Raw genomic sequence first — 17,483 nt, 5'->3', positions numbered from 1 at the left:
AAAAGATATCTTTTATTGACTGTGACATAGTAAGTTTCCTGATAATTAAGAAGTTTAATTTAACGTAAATAGTGATTTTTCGGGGGTTAATACATAATCTTTTTCCATGCTTTCTACAATTTCACCCGTGCCGCGTTGCCCATTTTCATTCCAATTCCAAAACCAGACATTGCCATCATTTGTGACCACAGCATATGATAAGTACCCATAAACTATTTGGTCTGGATCAATATTTTGCATTATTAAAAAAGGTTTATTATATGTATACGCTGAAATAGAGTTTTTATTCTTCCCAAACCCGTATTTACTCAAAGTATATAAGTCACCTTGAGAAGTTACAGCAGCATGTATTCCAATATTTACAACCTTATGTAAATATGGATTTTTTTCTGGCATTTTAATATCTTCAGAATCTGATAAGGCTAGGTTAGCAGAGCTATTGCTTCCCCAGTTCCATACGCTTCCATCTTCAAGAACTGCCATTGCGCTTGTAGAGGTTACTGAGAAATCGATAGTTTTTTTAGGTAATGCGACTTTAGCAGCAGGATGATATTCTATTTCAGGTTCTTGTGATTGATAGAGAAGACGTCCTAACGCACGTTCTGATTTTCCTGTAGAGTACAACTCGCCTTTTTTATCTAACGCTAATAGAACTCCATTTCTAAATTCAATACGGATTATATCTGAAAGATTAGGAACTTTAGTTGGGATAATAAGTTGCTTTGGGATTTCATTAACCCAACCACCTTCATTACTGCCTAATACATAGACTTCACCGTTATTAGTTAAGAATATGGAGTCCATTTCACCAGCAGCGATATCTACAACATTCTCAATCCCTTTAATCTGTCTCAATTCTTCAATAAAGATGTCACCATCACTAGGGTCTATCTCTCCATGAGAGTTACTACCCCAACCCCACACTGTGCCATCTTTTCGTAGTAGTAACATATGACCAGCACCTGACACAGCCACCGCATCATTGACACCCTCGACTTGCCTAGGCGTTGGATCTTGTCCTGTCTTGGTATCACGCAGTAGACCATCTGTACCCCATGTCCAAAGCGTACCATCGTCTTTTACCCCTGCGCTCCATGAGCTGGTCATGGCTAAGCGCTTGGGCTCAATATTAATCTCAAGTGGAGTTTCTAGTGGCTCGTCTGGCATATTTGCCACAGGGTAGTTATCTTTGGTAAGAGATTGAAGATGCTCGGAAGGCGTTTTATCGCAGGCAGACAAAGTAGACATCATGAGTATGATTGCTAAACTCATGATTATTTTTTTATTCAAAAAGTTCATTGGTTTTTGAATAGGTAGTAGTATCTTGAAGATTACATCGTCACTTATACTAACAATTGCTTAGATAATCGCATAGTTTTTATTAGATTTTTGTCTAGTAAACTGATGGGTTAAGGCAGAGTGAGTACTGAACAACGGTAGTTTTAGATGAAAAGATATAATGGTGATTAAGATACGGCTACTTATTAGCCAAACTATAGCTTAGTTAAAATCAATTCTTTAACTCCCGCTTCCTCATGCGCTTTAAATGGATAACGATCGGCCATGACAATCCAATCAAACACTGATTTAAATTTCGGTTTTTTGCTTAGGCTATTTTCTATATTAGCCAACTTGACCATCAAAATATCAATGTCCATCGTCACTCGCCGTACTTGATTTGGCTCAGTCTGTCGACACCTATTACAATCGCCTTCAAGAGTTTTGAAGGTTTTCTGTAGTTGTTGTAGGCGCATCGGTGTGGTCAGTACTAGATGGACACATTGATTGGTATAGTCAGGTTTTGGCTGGTCTAAAGTCGCGGTAAAATCAGGATTTTGGAAGGCCGTAGACAATTGCACTGCACCTAGCGCTGCCAAGCGCTGCCGAGCAAGCGGGAGATACTTGTCGGCTTGATAATTACTACCTAATGCTAACACTACCTCTACTACAGGCTGTGCTTGCACAGTCTCAGGTGCGCATTGTGTTAGCATTTCCAAATTCAAATCCACTGACGTTTTATGCATCATCAGCTTGGCTGACGTTAACTTCTTTGGCAGCTTCTTTAGTAGTTAGCTCGTTAGTTGATGCTGGCGCATAGCGCGTTATTTGCACCCCTACCGCATCAGCTTGGGCAATAGCGGTAGGCTTAGCAATGCTCAACGTTATTTTTTGACAGTCATATTTTGCGAATACCTTATCAGAGATCTGACCAGCCAAATGCTCAAGCAGCTTTGCTTGAATCTCTTTGCACCACTCGCTCACATCATCGCAGACTTCTTTATAGCTCAGCGCATCGCTGACATCATCTGACACAGTCGCACGGCTAATATCCGTTTCAAGCACGATATCAATGAGTAATGGCTGAGTGATAGCACGCTCCCAATCATAAACACCAATTACTGCCTCAACTTTTAGACCTTTTATAAATACAACATCAGACTGAGTATGAAACATGCTTTCATCCTTGTTTGCTAATTTTTTCCGTATTATTAATATTTACTTAACCGATTTTAGCGCTTCTTCACGTAGGCGCGCCGCTTTTAACACTTTACTTGGACGATGGCGCCACAGATCGATGCTAAATAATAGCAGACCTAACCAAATCAGACCAAATACTGCCAAACGTTGTGAATCGAACGGTTCTTTATAATAGAACACCGCCAAAAAGAAAATGAAGGTCGGCGTCAGATAATTCATGAAGCTCAGAATACTGTATGCAACGAGCTTGGTAGATTTATTGAATAATAAAAGTGGTATTAGCGTAATCGGACCTGCGATCATCAGTAGCCAAATGTTTGAGCTAAACCAAAAGCTCAGTTGGTGGCTTGCCACATCAGACTGCCAAAACCACCAAAGACATAACGGTACTAGCATTGCAGTCTCGACAAACATGGCATCGACAGCAGTCAATGGCGTTTGTCGTTGAATCGTCCCGTAAGTACTAAAACTAAATGCCAAAATCAATGATATCCACGGCAGACTACCAAGCATCACCACTTGAATGATGACAGACAACAGTGCAAATCCAATAGCGACCCACTGTAAAGGACGCAAACGCTCTTTGAATAAAATCATCGATAGCGCAACACCTACCAATGGCCCGATAAAGTAACCCAAACTGGCCTCAAGGATACGGTCTTGATTAACCGCCCATACATAGGTCAGCCAGTTGGTTGCGATAATTAACCCAGAGACCAGTGATAGCGCGATCCATCTTGGGTTTTGCTTGAGCGTTTCTATCCATCCCCAGCGTTTGGTAGCCACTAACACAATCAATAGGCAACAAAACGTCCAAGTGATACGGTGACCTATGATCTCCGTCGCATCATAATCAGATAGCTGCTTGAAGTATAACGGAAATCCACCCCAAATAAAGAACGCGATAAGCGCAGTAATAATGCCGCGTCTGGTTGTGGTGATTGGGGCAACGGGTTTTTTGATGACATTTTGGGTAGTCATAATATAGGACAACTTTTTAGAGCAAAGCGCACTCTCACCTAATTCTAATTATTATTGTCAATCGAATCGTGAGAGTGCAGGGTTACTACAGTGAGATTATAAGGTAAAAAGCAATGTACTCATGCCAATAGTGACATGAGTACATTGCTAACGATGTTAGATTAAATCTTTAAGAGTTAACGGTAGCTTAGCGACTTACTCAGCACCAGTATCCACTTGGATAGATATACCAATTTGGTTGGCAAGCTCAGCAAATCCCGGGAAACTGGTATTAACCGTTTCAACCCCTTCAATGGTAATTTGCTGGGATGCACGCAGACTGGCAACAGAGAAGCTCATTGCAATACGGTGATCATGATGCGAGACAATATGACCGCCACCAAAGACAGGTTGGTCATTGTTGACTTCACCGCTTTCAGTAGCGGCGCCTTTGCCTTCGATAATCAGACCATCATCAGTTACAGTACAATCAATACCAAGCGTATGTAATCCTTCTGCCATCACAGCGATACGATCTGACTCTTTGACACGCAGCTCCTTGGCACCAGTCAATACCGTACGACCTTGGGCACAGCTGGCTGCGATAAATAGCACAGGGAATTCATCAATCGCCAGTGGTACGAGATGCTCTGGTATTTCAATACCGACTAGGTTTGAGCTGCGAATCGTAATATCAGCAACTGGCTCGCCGCCCACATGTGTTTCATTGCTTAGGCTAATATCTGCATTCATTAATTTTAGAATATCAATGACGCCAGTACGCGTAGGGTTGATACCTACTTGGGTTAAGGTCAGCTCGCTGTCTTGACTGATGGCTGCTGCCACCATAAAAAACGCTGCAGATGAGATATCAGCAGGAACCGCGATATCGCCGCCTGTTAGTGTGCCGCCGCCAGTGACACTGATACGATTGCCTTCTACGGTTACCGGATAACCAAAGGCCGATAGCATACGCTCAGTATGGTCACGGCTGATCTCAGGCTGTGTGACCGTTGTCGTACCCTCGGCCCATAGACCTGCTAGTAGCAAACAAGACTTTACCTGAGCTGAAGCAACTGGCATATCATACTCAGCACCTTGTAATGGCTTACCAGCTGTATCACGACCAGTGATACTCAGCGGCGCAGTACCACTATGACCAGTGCTTTGGATAACGGCACCCATAGACCGTAACGGTGCCGCCACGCGCTCCATCGGGCGTTTATTCAAGCTAGTATCACCTGTCAGTACGCTATCAAATGATTGTGCTGCCAAAATACCAGATAGCAGGCGCATACTGGTACCAGAGTTACCCATATACAGTGGTGTTTTGCTAGGTTTTAAACCATTCATACCAACACCATGAATGGTCAAATTGCCATTATCAGGGCCTTCGATAGTCACACCCATGTCACGGAATGCTTGTAGCGTTGCTAGCGCATCTTCCCCTTCCAAAAACCCAGTCACATTTGTCACGCCTGTGGCAAGACTGCCGAGCATAACGCTGCGATGCGAGATAGATTTATCACCAGGAATCGCGATGGTGCCAGAAACAGTATTGCTAGGGGTAATATTATAAGAAGCTGACATAGCAGAAGTATCCGTATAAGGGGTGCTGGCTAACATATGGCCGAAATGTCGCCGTGCGGCTTGCGCGCGGCCCAAAAGTCCCATCAGGGCAGTTGAATCTTGATCAATGATAAGCTGGCGCATCGTCTGTAAATAGACACCATACTCATCAAGGGCGCTGACAATCGCGCTTTGGTTGGCAAAAAATATATCATGCCACATTTTAGGGTCACTGGCAGCGATACGCGTGAAATCGCGGAATCCACCAGCGGCATAACGAAACATATCTAAATTGTCATCATGGCTTGCCAATTGCTCAACCAAATTAAAGGCAAGTAAATGTGGCAAATGGCTGGTGTGCGCTAATATGCGGTCATGGTGCTCAGCATCCATTGACATGACATTTGCGCCTACTGATTCCCACAATAGTCGCAACTTTGCAATAGCAGTTGCACTGGTTGTCGGTAGCTCGCAAATAATGACGCTATGATTGACAAATAAACTGGCGCGGCGCGCATGATACCCTGAATTTTCAGCCCCAGCAATTGGATGCGCTGGCACCAATCCTGTCGGCAGCGAGCCGAACATTGCTTTAGCGGCATCAATGATATTGACCTTAGTGCTACAGACATCCGTCATGATGCAATCACTGGCAAGCTGTCCGTTATCTATCGCTTGTTTGATATCAACGAACACTGCTTGAACTGCCTGTACTGGCACTGCAATAATGATTAAATCACTGCCAGCGATGACGTCTTGTAAGTTTGCACTACCTGCATCTAGCAGACCATGCTCGATGGCTTCTGTGATACTTGGTGCATGTCTATCGACTGCTACCAGACGCGCGCTTAAGCCATTGTCTTTAATAGCTTGCGCAAAACTGGCACCAATCAGCCCAAGCCCAATCACACAAACTTGTTTGAATATAGGCGGCGTAGTATTTAGAGACGATTGAAGTTTATTATTTTTCTGACTACTCACGGCTTTTCTCGTTGGACACACTAAGACATAGATAGAGCCAGTCTTAGTGTTATAAATTTTAATGGCTAATTAAGAACAATTTTTAAATTACAAAGCACTTATAGATGCGCTTAGTCTTCAGTCAAAATAGAACGCAGAGTATCAATCAAACGCAGATTGTCTTCAGCCACACCTACTGTGATACGTAGCCAGTTAGGCAATCCGTAAGCATCCAACGGACGGACAATAACGCCTTGTTCAAGTAGTGCCTGATGGATAGAGGCAGCAGTTATATCTTCCATCTCAACCTGCACTTCGACCATAATAAAATTGGCATGCGACTTCACAAAACCCAGCCCTAGCGCGTCAAACTGCTTTTCTAACCAACGCATTTGCTCATCGTTTATCAGACGAGTTTTTTCGATAAAGTCTTGATCGGCAAGTGCAGCAGCAGCGGCAGCTAAACCAACACGGCTGACGTTAAATGGCTGACGAATTCGGTTTAGTAAATTCGCCACTGCCACCGAGCTTAGAGCATAACCGACGCGTAAACCTGCCAGCCCATAAGCTTTAGAAAAAGTACGCACAATAATGACATTATCGAACTCATTTAATAGTGCGCGGTTGTTACTCTCAGGACTATACTCGATATAAGCTTCATCTAGTACCACCAAGACTGAGCTTGGCACACTGGCAACGAACTGGCGCAGCTCTTTTTGCTCTAGCTGCGTACCCGTTGGATTATTCGGATTGGCAATAAAAACGATTTTGGTATTCGGATTATCTTGTACCGCTTGGCTCATGGCTTTTAGGTTGTGGCCAAAGCGCTGAGCAGGCACTTCAATGCCCGTGGCACCTTGCATCTTCGCTAGCATAGGATAAACCACAAAAGCATACTGGCTATAGACGATGGCATCATCAGCACCCACAAAGCTGCGTGCTAAAATATCGAGCAAATCATCAGAGCCATTACCTAAGGTAATTTGATTGGCATTGACATCGTTAAAGTCAGCCAGCGCTTGCTTTAGATAGTAACCATTGCCATCAGGATAACGTGACAACTGCCCTAGCTGCTCGGTCACTGCTAGCGTCACTCGTGGGGAGCATCCCATTGGATTCTCATTGCTAGCCAGCTTGACCACATCTGAGACACCATACTCACGTGTCAGCTCCTCAATTGGCTTACCGGTTTGATAAGGTGCCAATGCCAAAATACTGTCGTAAGCTGGCGTTAACGGCGATAGATCTGACGCGGTCAATTGAGTAGTCTGCATGGTTTATCCTTAGATGGTATCTATAAATGCTTTTTTTGAATACTATCTGCAAAAGCTAAGACCCATCTATTATGTATGAATACCAGTGAATAAGCCTATAGTTATCTATAGGTAGTCGCCTATAGGACAGCTTTTGGATATGAGCCCAATATGCGCAAATCTTTGACCAATGGACGAATATCATTGATGGCAGCGCTAACGTTTGGATCATTAACATGACCATTCATATCGATAAAGAATACGTATGCCCACTTGTTAGGACGCTCAGGACGCGTCTCAATACTGGTCATCGATACGCCATGATATGACAAAGGTTTCAAGATTTCGATCAGTGCGCCTGCTTTATCGTGAGCGGAGACGACGATAGAAGTTTTGTCTTGACCAGATGGCGCAATCGCCTCATGACCGATAATAAGGAAGCGTGTGGTGTTACTTGGATTGTCTTCAATATTTGAGTAGAGCTTATGTAAGCCATACTCTGCAACAGCGACATCACCTGCAATCGCAGCTGAATGCCATTCGTTTTTAAGGCGGCGAGCAGCTTCACCATTGCTTGATACTGCCACACGTTCGACATTAGGGAAGTTTACATCTAGCCAATGACGGCACTGAGCAAGCGACTGCTGGTGTGAATAAATACGGCTCAAGCCATCAATCTTAGTATGCTCAGCAACTAAGAAGTTTTGATGAATTGGCAGTTCAACTTCGCCAATGATTTTCAAAGTAGAAGATAAGAAACCATCTAGAGTATGGTTGACGACGCCTTCTGAAGAGTTTTCAACAGGGACCACGCCATACATCGCTGTACCCGCTTCGACTTCGCGGAACACATCAGTAATGGTTGTCATTGGCACAGTATCAGCGGCTTTACCAAAGTGCTTGAGCGCAGCGGCATGCGTAAAGGTGCCGACAGGGCCCAAGAAGGAAATACGCTGCGGCGCTTCTAAATCCAAGCATACTGACATGATTTCACGAAACAAGCGCGCCATTTTTTCATCAGCAATGGGACCTGCATTACGCTCCATGACAGCTTTTAGTACCTGTGCTTCACGTTCAGGGCGGTAAAAGATAGGATTGCTATTGTCATCAGCAGCGGTATGATTTTTCTTTACCATGGCTACTTGCTGAGCCAACTTTGCACGGTTGTTGATTAACGTTTGGATCTCACAGTCTACTGCGTCAATATTTTGGCGAATATTGTCTAAAAACTCTTTTTCAGTTGCGGTATCGCTAGCGCCTGTAGTGGTTTGATTTAGATTATCCATTGTTTGCTCTGGTGACTGCTCGCTCATTACCGCCCATCCTTTTTAGATTTTATCGCTGTTAGATATTACTATTATTTAAATATTGCTATTACATTGCTATAACTTAGGTAGCTCTATTGCCAAATCTGACTGTTTGCTGTTTTTAGTTAAAGGCTGATGATAGAAACTATGTTCAAAATCAACCTCAAAACAGTCTATCAAAAACACCTTATATTGCTAGTGCCATTTGGCGTTAATGCTATATTTACTGCCAAATACAGCAGCTTGATACATAGCCGGCTCTACTATAGCAAAAACTAAGGTCAGTGCCCATGCGTAAATGCGTATAAATATACCAACTGTTATTAATATTAGCACAGTTGAGCCAGATAACAGTGACGCATAGCATAACTATGAGGCAACACCTGCCCAAAACTGTGTTACAGTTCCAGTTCAGCTCCCTACCCTGTTATATATAAGAGGAGCATCATATGATTAATAAAAAAAAGGATACCTGATGAGCGCATTACAACAGCTACGCACTATGACCACGATTGTTGCTGATACTGGTGACCTTGCCGCTATTGCCCGTTTAAAACCTATCGATGCAACCACCAACCCAAGCCTTATTACCAAGGCTCTGATTCATCCTGACAACCAAGGCATGTTGTCAGAGACCATGAGCCGTCACAATGGTGACGTGGATGCCGTGATCGATGCGCTGACCATTCAGGTTGGCTGCGATATTTTAGAGCTGATCGAAGGCCGAGTCTCTACTGAAGTGGACGCTCGCTTATCTTATGATACTCAAGCGACGATAGATAAGGCACTGGCCTTTATTGATGCTTATCAAAAAGCAGGCGTCGATTCAGAGCGAGTATTGATCAAAATGGCGGCAACTTGGCAAGGTATCGAGGCGGCGCGCTATCTTGAGACTCAAAATATCCACTGCAACCTGACCCTACTGTTTGGACAACACCAAGCGATTGCCTGTGCAGATGCTGGTGTGACCCTGATATCACCTTTCGTTGGCCGTATTCTAGATTGGCAAAAACGCCAACAAAGCCGTCAAAACGTACCAGCTTCTGATGACATGGGCGTACAGTCAGTCAAGCTCATTTATCAGTATTACAAACAGCACGGTTACGAGACGCAAGTAATGGGCGCCAGTTTCCGCTCTACCGAGCAGATTTTGGCATTGGCAGGTTGTGACTTGTTGACGATAGCTCCCAACCTCATTGATGAGTTGGCAGCCATGGATACCGAGGTAACTCGCCAACTGTCTCCGAGTATGTCGATGGATATGAAGGCGATGACTCAGGTAAGCTTAACGCACGAAGAGTTTAGTGCTGCGTATCAGCAAGACAAGGTTACACAGGACTTGTTACCTAAGGGTATTGATGGCTTTATCGGGGCGCGTGACGAGCTGGCCAAGACATTAGCAGACATTCGCGGACAATAATAGCCACACGACAGAGCACGACGGATACTGAGCTGGCACAAAAGATATTTGCCTACTAATAGTAAGTTGGCTATCATTACCTACTTCAAATGACAAGAAGCAAGGCTTATATGAAACGGCTATCAATATTATTGGCAGGCAGTGCTTTAGCGATCAGCGCCCAGGCAGTCAACTGGGTAGAGGTGTCCGAGAGCAGCTCTGGATCAATTTTTAGTATAGATTTGGATTCTATTGAAAGCTCTGACATCAGTATCATAGATGAAAAAGACGTCGAAAATATCACGGTATCTATCCTTAGAACCTATCCTAAAGACAAAGATGCCGATACAGATGATTCGAAGGAAGAAAAAAACAGTATTGACCATAGTGAGCAACAACTACTCATTTCATGCAAAGATGCCAGTTACTATAGACGAGCCTTTGTTAACTACGATGCTGAAGGCAAAGTAACCAAGTCATGGCAGTCAGAAAAACCAATATTGACCACAAAAGATTTTAAAGTCACCACCCCAAAGACAGTCGGTCGTACGGTGATAGAGCAGTCTTGTAAGGACTACGAACAAGACGAAGAGCAATAAATACAGCCTACTTAACACAATACTAAAAAACATCAATACAGTATCGAAAAAGCGCCCTGACATAGTATCAGGGCGCTTTTTATTTGGAGAATCGTTTAACTATATCAACAATACAACCTGTCTAGTAGTCAAAGAAACTGCCATTCATTTTAAGCTTTGAGTACCGTATAGACAGGTACTGGGAACTCGCCATGCAAGTCGACCAAGTCCAGTAACACTAACGCACCGACCACAGTATGGTCAGCCGATTGACACAGCTCGTAAGCGGTAGTCAACGTACCACCAGTCGCCAAGATATCATCGACCAATAGTACGCGCTCAGGCGGTAGATTGTTTTGCATCTCAAGCGTGTCTTTACCATATTCCAGTGCATAGGCTTTGTTGGCAACCGGTGGCGGCAGCTTACCTGGTTTACGTAGTAAGATCATGCCTTTGCCCAGACGACCTGCTAGCATACTGGCAAATACAAAACCGCGCGCTTCTACCGCACCCAGACAATCTACCTCGTCCATAAGCCCTTCTGGCAATGCAGCAAGTAGCGCATCGATAACAGCGTCAATATGACTGCGCAGTAATGGGGTAATGTCATAAAAATCAATGCCAGCTTTTGGAAAGTCTGGTACTGTGCGAATAATCTGCCAAAACGGATGGTCAGTATTGAGCATATGAGACGTCTCATTGTTGGTGGCGGATGTGGCGGCGGCATTGGTACTCATGATGACCCTTAGCTTATGTATTTAGATGGTTTAGTTAGTTTAGATAAGACAACAACTGGATGATATATCAGCGATAAATGCTAAGCATTACTGTGAATTTAGCGGCGATTATTATAGCATAATTGGTTTTCGTATGGCGGGCTGGCGTCCAGTCTCGTTATTAAGCGCTAATAAGGTAACGTATGTGATTGACTTGATAAAAGAAAAGTCATCTCAATATACAAGTGTAAACTTAACTATGAAAATTGCGGTTATATGCTAAACTACGTGCGTTTTTGCAGTCTAATATAATAGCTGTAATATTAAAAATGAGCGTTTATAGCACGCTGTAACTGTAATACTGGTAATGATCGATAGGACTATTTATGAAACGTTATGAATGTATTGTCTGCGGCTGGATATATGATGAGGCGCTTGGCTGCCCAGAAGAAGGTATCGCACCTGGCACTAAGTGGGAAGACATCCCTGATGACTGGACTTGCCCTGAGTGCGGTGTCGGTAAGCTTGATTTTGAGATGCTTGAGCTGTAGTAGATGACCCTCTAATTAGGACACTTCATGACAAAATCAAATGACATCAATAGTGCCAAATTGCCTGAAACGCTAGATAACAATCTAGAAGATCATCTGAATAACTACCCTACTCCTGAGTGGCGCAAGTTTGGGGAGCATCAATGGCGCGACTCTGACTTGAGTAAGCACCTTCGTCAAGCAATGATTGACATCGGTGATGGTATTGAGTTGTGTGTCGAAGCTGGCGGTAATCCCAACAATCCGCCGCTGCTGATGATCATGGGGCTAGGCTCACAAATGATATTTTGGCCAGACAATTTTATTAAGCGCTTTATCGATGCTGGTTTTTTTGTGATTCGTTTTGATAATCGTGATATCGGCTTGTCTTCTAAAGTGCAGATAGAAGGCTTGCCACGTATTAGCCAGCTCAAAATGATGGTACGTCTACAGACAGGGCTGTCTAACAAAAGCACGCAGGTTGCTTATAACTTGACGGACATGGCTGAAGACACCGCACGTCTAATTAAAGCACTCAAGCTCGGTAAGACACATCTGATTGGGGCTTCAATGGGCGGTATGATTGCACAAATCGTGGCGGCACGTTATCCAAGCTTAGTGCAGCGAATGGCGCTTATGTTCACCACGACTAATCGTGCGTTTTTGAAGCCGCCCAAGCCTAAACAGCTATATACCCTTATCAATCGTCCAGAGAGCCACTCTGAGCGTGATATCGTGCGTCATAGCGTTTGGTTTATGAAGACCGTTGGTACACCAGGTCATGTGAATGTGCGTATGGTCCGTGAAATCGCCAAGATTCGCTATCAGCGCAATTTTCACCCGCTTGGTACAGTACAGCAGCTCAATGCTATCTTGGCATCAGGCTCTATCAGTCGGTTTAGTAAGCAAGTCAAAGCACCAACGATTGTATTACATGGTAGCGCTGACGGACTCCTGCCTGCCTCACAGGGCCGAGTCGTTGCCAAGACCATCCCTAATGCTACGTTCCATCTCATCGAAGGCATGGCACACGATATTCCAGAGTATTATCAGCCTTATATGGTTGACTTAATCAGTAATCACTTATCGAGCAACTAGCTGTAGAAGACTAAGCCTTGTCTTCGATTCAATCGATAGTCATCTAAGTGAGCTAAAAGCATTAGTGTTAAAAAAAGAGTGTAAAACCTATCGAAAACTCATAGGTTTTACACTCTTTTTTATTGCCTATTTAATCCTAGGGCGTGTCCTCAATTCAATCGATAGTTATCTAAATGGGTTAAAAATGGCTAAATCTTGCCAAACAGCGTCAAATAGCTGGTTAATATCTCGATATTATCTGCGCTATTTTCCTTGTTTGACTGCGATTTATCTCATTTTTATCACCACTCTTAAAACGAGGACACGCCCTAGTAATTGCATCAATCACAAGCGACACCAGCCCCTTCCTTATCTATACACATTTTATTCCCATTCTTTAGGTTACCAATCCACGCCTTACCACCTGTAAATACAAAGGATGGTTTGCCCTGATAGCTATCGTTAGCGTTCACACCACTATTAGCAAAGCGAAAAGGAATCACCAGCTCACCGCCTAAATTGACAAAGCCCCACTCTTCACCGATACGCACGCCAGCATATTCCTCAGAAAACGGACGCACTTCATCAAATGAGTACGTAATCATCGTGACATTATTGTCATCGACGAAACCCCATTTGCCATCTTGCTGACGCGATTGAAGCGTCGTAAAACGCGCTGGTACAGACTGTAATGCTGTGCTAGATTTTTCGTTAGAAGAAGTAGGTTTATTCACTGCCTGAGTGTTATTCTGGGCATTCGGATCACTCGCCGCATTGCCGTTTTTATCCACCCAACTGGTTGCACGACCTTTACGTACACGCGCCACCCCATTACGATAATTGTCGATATCATCAATCACTGCAGAAAACGAGACAACAGTACTATTAGCTGTGTTAATCACACCATAGTTACCCTCTTTTTTTACCACGATACGCCCATCCGATACAGGCCGCGCCCAACCTTGACTCTCTGTCAATATATCGTACATGGCAGGCACGACTTCGCGGCCCTGCATATTAAGATAACCAACGCGACTGTTGCGCAGTACAGGCAACAGACCGCCCGATAGCTTATCGGCATCGACTTTTTGATAACGTGACAAATCCACGACTCGTTTGCCTTTTTTATCGATTAACGCCACCGGCGCACCAAAGTCTTTAATCGCCAAAAAATAATTACTACTGGCCGTGCAGGAGACGTTTTTGTAATAACTTTTTGGGATTTTACAACTAGCCGCATGTGCGCTAGGCATTAAAAACAATGCGCTAGATAGCATCGTCACGACGACACTGTATTGCGATATTTTTGGTAGCAAACCAGACAGTGTATGTGGCTGTTTTTTTGATAGCAATCGTTGAAGCATAAATAAACCTAGACAAATAATATAGATTGTTTGGTATAACAAATCAGACGTTAAGTACATTATATCGTCAATCTACTATACATGTGTTGCAGCGTTAATGTCGCTTAAAGTGCTACACACATATCCTCCGTGCAGAAATATCACTTGCATACATTATGCGCTTTCATACTCCTACGAATCGGCGCCCTGATACAAATATTTTGATATAAATACTATTGCCCAACTGTCATAAGTCTATTGCGAAAAACGCAGCCATATCAAACACTTTGATTATTTATTTACGTCTAACATGCTCAATAATTTTCCGCATAGCGATAGTATCTGTATTCACCGTAATAAATTGTGGTTTTACCATTTCATTTTGCACTTAAAACTACGACAATATGGCTCTATGTCAACATAAGTTCTGACATGATGCAATGATAATAAGAGTGCTGTTATTCAAAGTGCTGTTATTCAAATACTGTTATAAGGACAAATTATGGCTATTGCTTCAACGCGATCTGCACCTATTGGCTTAGTCATTGGTTGTATCATTTTTGGATTGGGCAGCTTAATTGTCGCTCACGTCGATATTGGTGGTTGGGCCATGTCGTTTTGGCGATTGGCTGTTTCTGGTATTGTATTTGCGGCATTGGCTAAGATAATGGGCCAACGAATGCCCAAATCAAGACGGGCTATTTTTTATGCGCTATTATCAGGAGCGTTTTTAGGATTAGATTTGGCGCTGTGGCATGAGAGTATTTATGCGGTTGGGCCTGGTATTTCGACGCTGCTTAATAGTCTGCAAATATTTTTCTTGGCCGCGATTGGGTTTATGTATTTCAATGAGCGTCAGTCTATCGTACAGCTTATTAGTTTGTTTTTAGCCATGATAGGCGTGGCAATGATAGGTAGCCCTGAATTCGCACACAACACCGCTGCGACTTGGGGCTTTGTCACTGGTATTGTATCGGGTGCCATGCTAGCGGCTTCGATGACATTTATCCGCAAAACGCACGACACTGAACCGACGCCTATATTTATGCTAATGCAGCTGATCAGTATCGGCGGCGTCTTAGCCATGATTATACCGATGTTTGTATTTGACACAGGTAATATCCTACCCAATACATGGTCTGAGATTGGCTGGGTACTTATCTATGGTACGGTGATGCAGTGTCTGGCATGGGGATTGATTGCCTACTCTATTCCTAAGCTATCTCTGGCACTGACTGGGCTGCTATTGTTGACTGAACCTATTGCAGCCCTTGTCATTGATTATAGTTGGCTGGACAAGCCGATTAACACTTTGCAGTGGAGTGGCGCACTATTAACGATGTTTGCTATTTACTTAGGCTCTTTAAAACCAAAGCCACGCGCCCTTCGTCGCTATCGTTTTTTTTCAAGATTTTATAAGCGAGATTATAAGTAATATTGATTTTTTCAATACTGTTGCTCAACACTGCCATACAAAAAAGCGCCCATGATATCGATAGCATGGGCGCTTTTTGTTAGATGAGATATGCTTTGACCACCTTTAGCTGACAGACTCAAACTTCAATTTCATAAGCATTACTTATTTAGTTTCAGAACTTTGGTTAAACAAGGCATTTAACACGATAGCAGCTAAAGTAGCAGTACCGATACCGCCTAAATCAAAGCCACCTAAATGCAAGCTAAAGTTACCAGTACCCATAATGACCGTCACTGCCGCGATGATTAGATTGCTGTTTTTACTAAAATCAATATGGCTATCGATCCAGATTTTTATCCCAGCAACCGTGATAAGACCAAAGACAACAATAGAAGCACCGCCCAATAGAGCCGCTGGGATGGTCTGAATGATCGCACCAAACTTTGGTGACAGTCCCAATATGATAGCAACCAATCCTGCTACGACAAATATCGTCGTGCTATATACTTTGGTAACCGCCATGACACCGATGTTTTCAGCATAAGTAGTAACACCTGTACCACCAAATCCTGCTGAAAAAGTCGTGGCTAAACCGTCCGCCAAAAATGCTCGACCCATATAAGGGGTCACACGAGCCTTAGTCATGCCCTCTACTGCTTTAAAATGCCCTAGGTTTTCAGCAACCAAAATAAAGGCCACAGGTGCAATTAAGATAATAGCACTCAGCTCAAAACGAGGCGTATGAATGCTTGGTAGTCCAAACCATGAAGCGGCAGCTACTGTACTAAAATCAATCGCTGTACCAAAGCCTAAAATATTGGTCATGACAAAATAAGCAACATACGACAGAACCAGACCGACGAGTAGCAACAGACGACGCAACATACCGCGAGTAAATACTGCCACACCACTAATGAGCAGTACGGTCAAAGTGGCCATCCAAGCATCAAACTGATTGGCAGACACGCCTTGAATGGTCACTGGCGCCAAGTTAAGACCGATAATCATGACAATCGCACCCGTCACAATAGGCGGCATCAAACGCTCAATCCAACCTGTACCCGTCTTCATCACTAGCAGACCAATCAATGCATAAATAATACCACAGGCCATAATACCGCCTAGCGCAACATTTAGATTGTCATTGAACCCTGCGCCTGCATAAGCGGTCACCGCGATGACTGGACCAATAAAAGCAAAGCTTGATCCCAAGTAGCTCGGCATGCGCCCACCGGTAATCATAAAAAACATTACCGTACAGATACCGGACATCAAGATAGCTAAGTTAGGATCAAACCCCATCAATAAAGGTGCAAGCACGGTTGCACCAAACATCGCAAATGTATGCTGTATACCGAGCAATACGCTTTTTGACGGAGGTAAATAGTCGTTGATACCGACTGGATCACGATCCAAGTCGCCCTTATAAGGACGCCATGTCGGAAACCAACGGCCATTTTCAAAATCTGGATTGTGCGGATAATTGATAGCAGCTGAATCAATGCCTGCAGACTCCAAGGCATTTTGAGTCGATAGATCTTGAGCGCTATTGTCTGACGCTGATGAAGGGTCTTTTTGAGATGGCATGCGCGCTTGTCCTATGTGAGCTAAGCTAAAGTAATAGGCTAGAATAACTGATAAAATAAGAATATTAATAAATGGACATATTTCTAAGGGCTTGTATAAATAGCAGAACGTTAAGTCTTCCTATCTATAATATGTCATCCCAATTCATGCATTTATGTTGTAATATGACAAACCAAAAGTATTATTTGGTATGATAGCCATATCTTGCTAGATGTATGAATACGGATATGTTTGACTGAAAAATTTAGTCTTTTTTAATCCGTCTTATTTTACGATGATAACCAACTTACAGGATGTTACATAGTTGTT

The 17,483-nt window shown here is 43.4% G+C and carries 15 protein-coding genes; 5 read left to right on the top strand and 10 right to left on the bottom strand.

Annotated elements, in window-relative coordinates; genetic code table 11:
* Nucleotides 1-54: 54 nt before the first annotated feature.
* The 7 genes from CXF69_RS03915 to pheA form a co-directional block, all read right to left on the bottom strand.
* The gene (locus CXF69_RS03915; protein ID WP_166739204.1) at nt 55-1,272 is read right to left on the bottom strand and encodes an RCC1 domain-containing protein; all 1,218 of its coding nucleotides are present in this window, start codon (nt 1,270-1,272) and stop codon (nt 55-57) included.
* A 221-nt stretch (nt 1,273-1,493) separates the two neighbouring features.
* The gene (locus CXF69_RS03910; RefSeq protein WP_227522879.1) at nt 1,494-1,991 is read right to left on the bottom strand and encodes a 2-amino-4-hydroxy-6-hydroxymethyldihydropteridine diphosphokinase; all 498 of its coding nucleotides are present in this window, start codon (nt 1,989-1,991) and stop codon (nt 1,494-1,496) included.
* Between the two features lie 25 nt (nt 1,992-2,016).
* Nucleotides 2,017-2,454 (bottom strand): dihydroneopterin aldolase, encoded by a 438-nt coding sequence (folB, locus tag CXF69_RS03905; protein WP_101204462.1) that lies wholly within the window; start codon nt 2,452-2,454, stop codon nt 2,017-2,019.
* A gap of 42 nt (nt 2,455-2,496) precedes the next feature.
* The gene (gene rarD / locus CXF69_RS03900; protein WP_101204461.1) at nt 2,497-3,459 is read right to left on the bottom strand and encodes an EamA family transporter RarD; all 963 of its coding nucleotides are present in this window, start codon (nt 3,457-3,459) and stop codon (nt 2,497-2,499) included.
* A 195-nt stretch (nt 3,460-3,654) separates the two neighbouring features.
* Nucleotides 3,655-5,988 carry a bifunctional prephenate dehydrogenase/3-phosphoshikimate 1-carboxyvinyltransferase gene (locus CXF69_RS03895; RefSeq protein WP_101204460.1) on the bottom strand — a complete coding sequence of 778 codons (2,334 nt, stop codon included), beginning with the start codon at nt 5,986-5,988 and terminating at the stop codon, nt 3,655-3,657.
* A gap of 110 nt (nt 5,989-6,098) precedes the next feature.
* Complete coding sequence (gene hisC / locus CXF69_RS03890; RefSeq protein ID WP_101204459.1) at nt 6,099-7,241, bottom strand: histidinol-phosphate transaminase; 1,143 nt, start codon at nt 7,239-7,241, stop codon at nt 6,099-6,101.
* Between the two features lie 119 nt (nt 7,242-7,360).
* Nucleotides 7,361-8,533, bottom strand: coding sequence for a prephenate dehydratase (gene pheA, locus CXF69_RS03885; protein ID WP_101204458.1), 1,173 nt, complete (start codon nt 8,531-8,533; stop codon nt 7,361-7,363).
* 469 nt (nt 8,534-9,002) lie between these two features.
* Between pheA and CXF69_RS03880 the strand changes: the two genes are divergently transcribed.
* Nucleotides 9,003-9,947 carry a transaldolase gene (locus CXF69_RS03880; RefSeq protein WP_101204457.1) on the top strand — a complete coding sequence of 315 codons (945 nt, stop codon included), beginning with the start codon at nt 9,003-9,005 and terminating at the stop codon, nt 9,945-9,947.
* Nucleotides 9,948-10,057: 110 nt separating this feature from the next.
* On the top strand, nt 10,058-10,525 hold the full coding sequence (locus CXF69_RS03875; RefSeq protein ID WP_101204456.1) for a hypothetical protein: 468 nt from the start codon (nt 10,058-10,060) through the stop codon (nt 10,523-10,525).
* 149 nt (nt 10,526-10,674) lie between these two features.
* On the opposite strand, the gene CXF69_RS03870 is transcribed toward CXF69_RS03875, so the two are convergent.
* Entirely contained in the window at nt 10,675-11,241 is a 567-nt protein-coding gene (locus tag CXF69_RS03870; RefSeq protein ID WP_101204455.1) for an adenine phosphoribosyltransferase, read from the bottom strand.
* A 365-nt stretch (nt 11,242-11,606) separates the two neighbouring features.
* On the opposite strand from CXF69_RS03870, the gene CXF69_RS03865 reads away from it, so the two are divergent.
* Both CXF69_RS03865 and CXF69_RS03860 read left to right on the top strand, forming a co-directional pair.
* On the top strand, nt 11,607-11,771 hold the full coding sequence (locus tag CXF69_RS03865; protein ID WP_057759803.1) for a rubredoxin: 165 nt from the start codon (nt 11,607-11,609) through the stop codon (nt 11,769-11,771).
* A 27-nt stretch (nt 11,772-11,798) separates the two neighbouring features.
* Nucleotides 11,799-12,848, top strand: a complete 1,050-nt coding sequence (locus CXF69_RS03860) for an alpha/beta fold hydrolase (RefSeq protein ID WP_101204454.1) — start codon at nt 11,799-11,801, stop codon at nt 12,846-12,848.
* 320 nt (nt 12,849-13,168) lie between these two features.
* On the opposite strand, the gene CXF69_RS03855 is transcribed toward CXF69_RS03860, so the two are convergent.
* A complete protein-coding gene (locus tag CXF69_RS03855) occupies nt 13,169-14,191 on the bottom strand; it encodes a WG repeat-containing protein (protein WP_101204453.1) in 1,023 nt (340 codons plus the stop codon).
* A 481-nt stretch (nt 14,192-14,672) separates the two neighbouring features.
* Between CXF69_RS03855 and CXF69_RS03850 the strand changes: the two genes are divergently transcribed.
* Nucleotides 14,673-15,605, top strand: coding sequence for a DMT family transporter (locus CXF69_RS03850; protein ID WP_101204452.1), 933 nt, complete (start codon nt 14,673-14,675; stop codon nt 15,603-15,605).
* A 144-nt stretch (nt 15,606-15,749) separates the two neighbouring features.
* Here CXF69_RS03850 and CXF69_RS03845 read toward each other — a convergent pair whose 3' ends face one another.
* Entirely contained in the window at nt 15,750-17,174 is a 1,425-nt protein-coding gene (locus tag CXF69_RS03845) for a solute carrier family 23 protein (protein ID WP_101204451.1), read from the bottom strand.
* Nucleotides 17,175-17,483: the final 309 nt, after the last annotated feature.

This window comes from Psychrobacter sp. Choline-02u-9 (assembly GCF_002836505.1).
GTDB lineage: Bacteria > Pseudomonadota > Gammaproteobacteria > Pseudomonadales > Moraxellaceae > Psychrobacter.
Note: the sequence above shows the minus strand (reverse complement) of the source record. Positions and strands in the feature narration are given on the sequence as shown.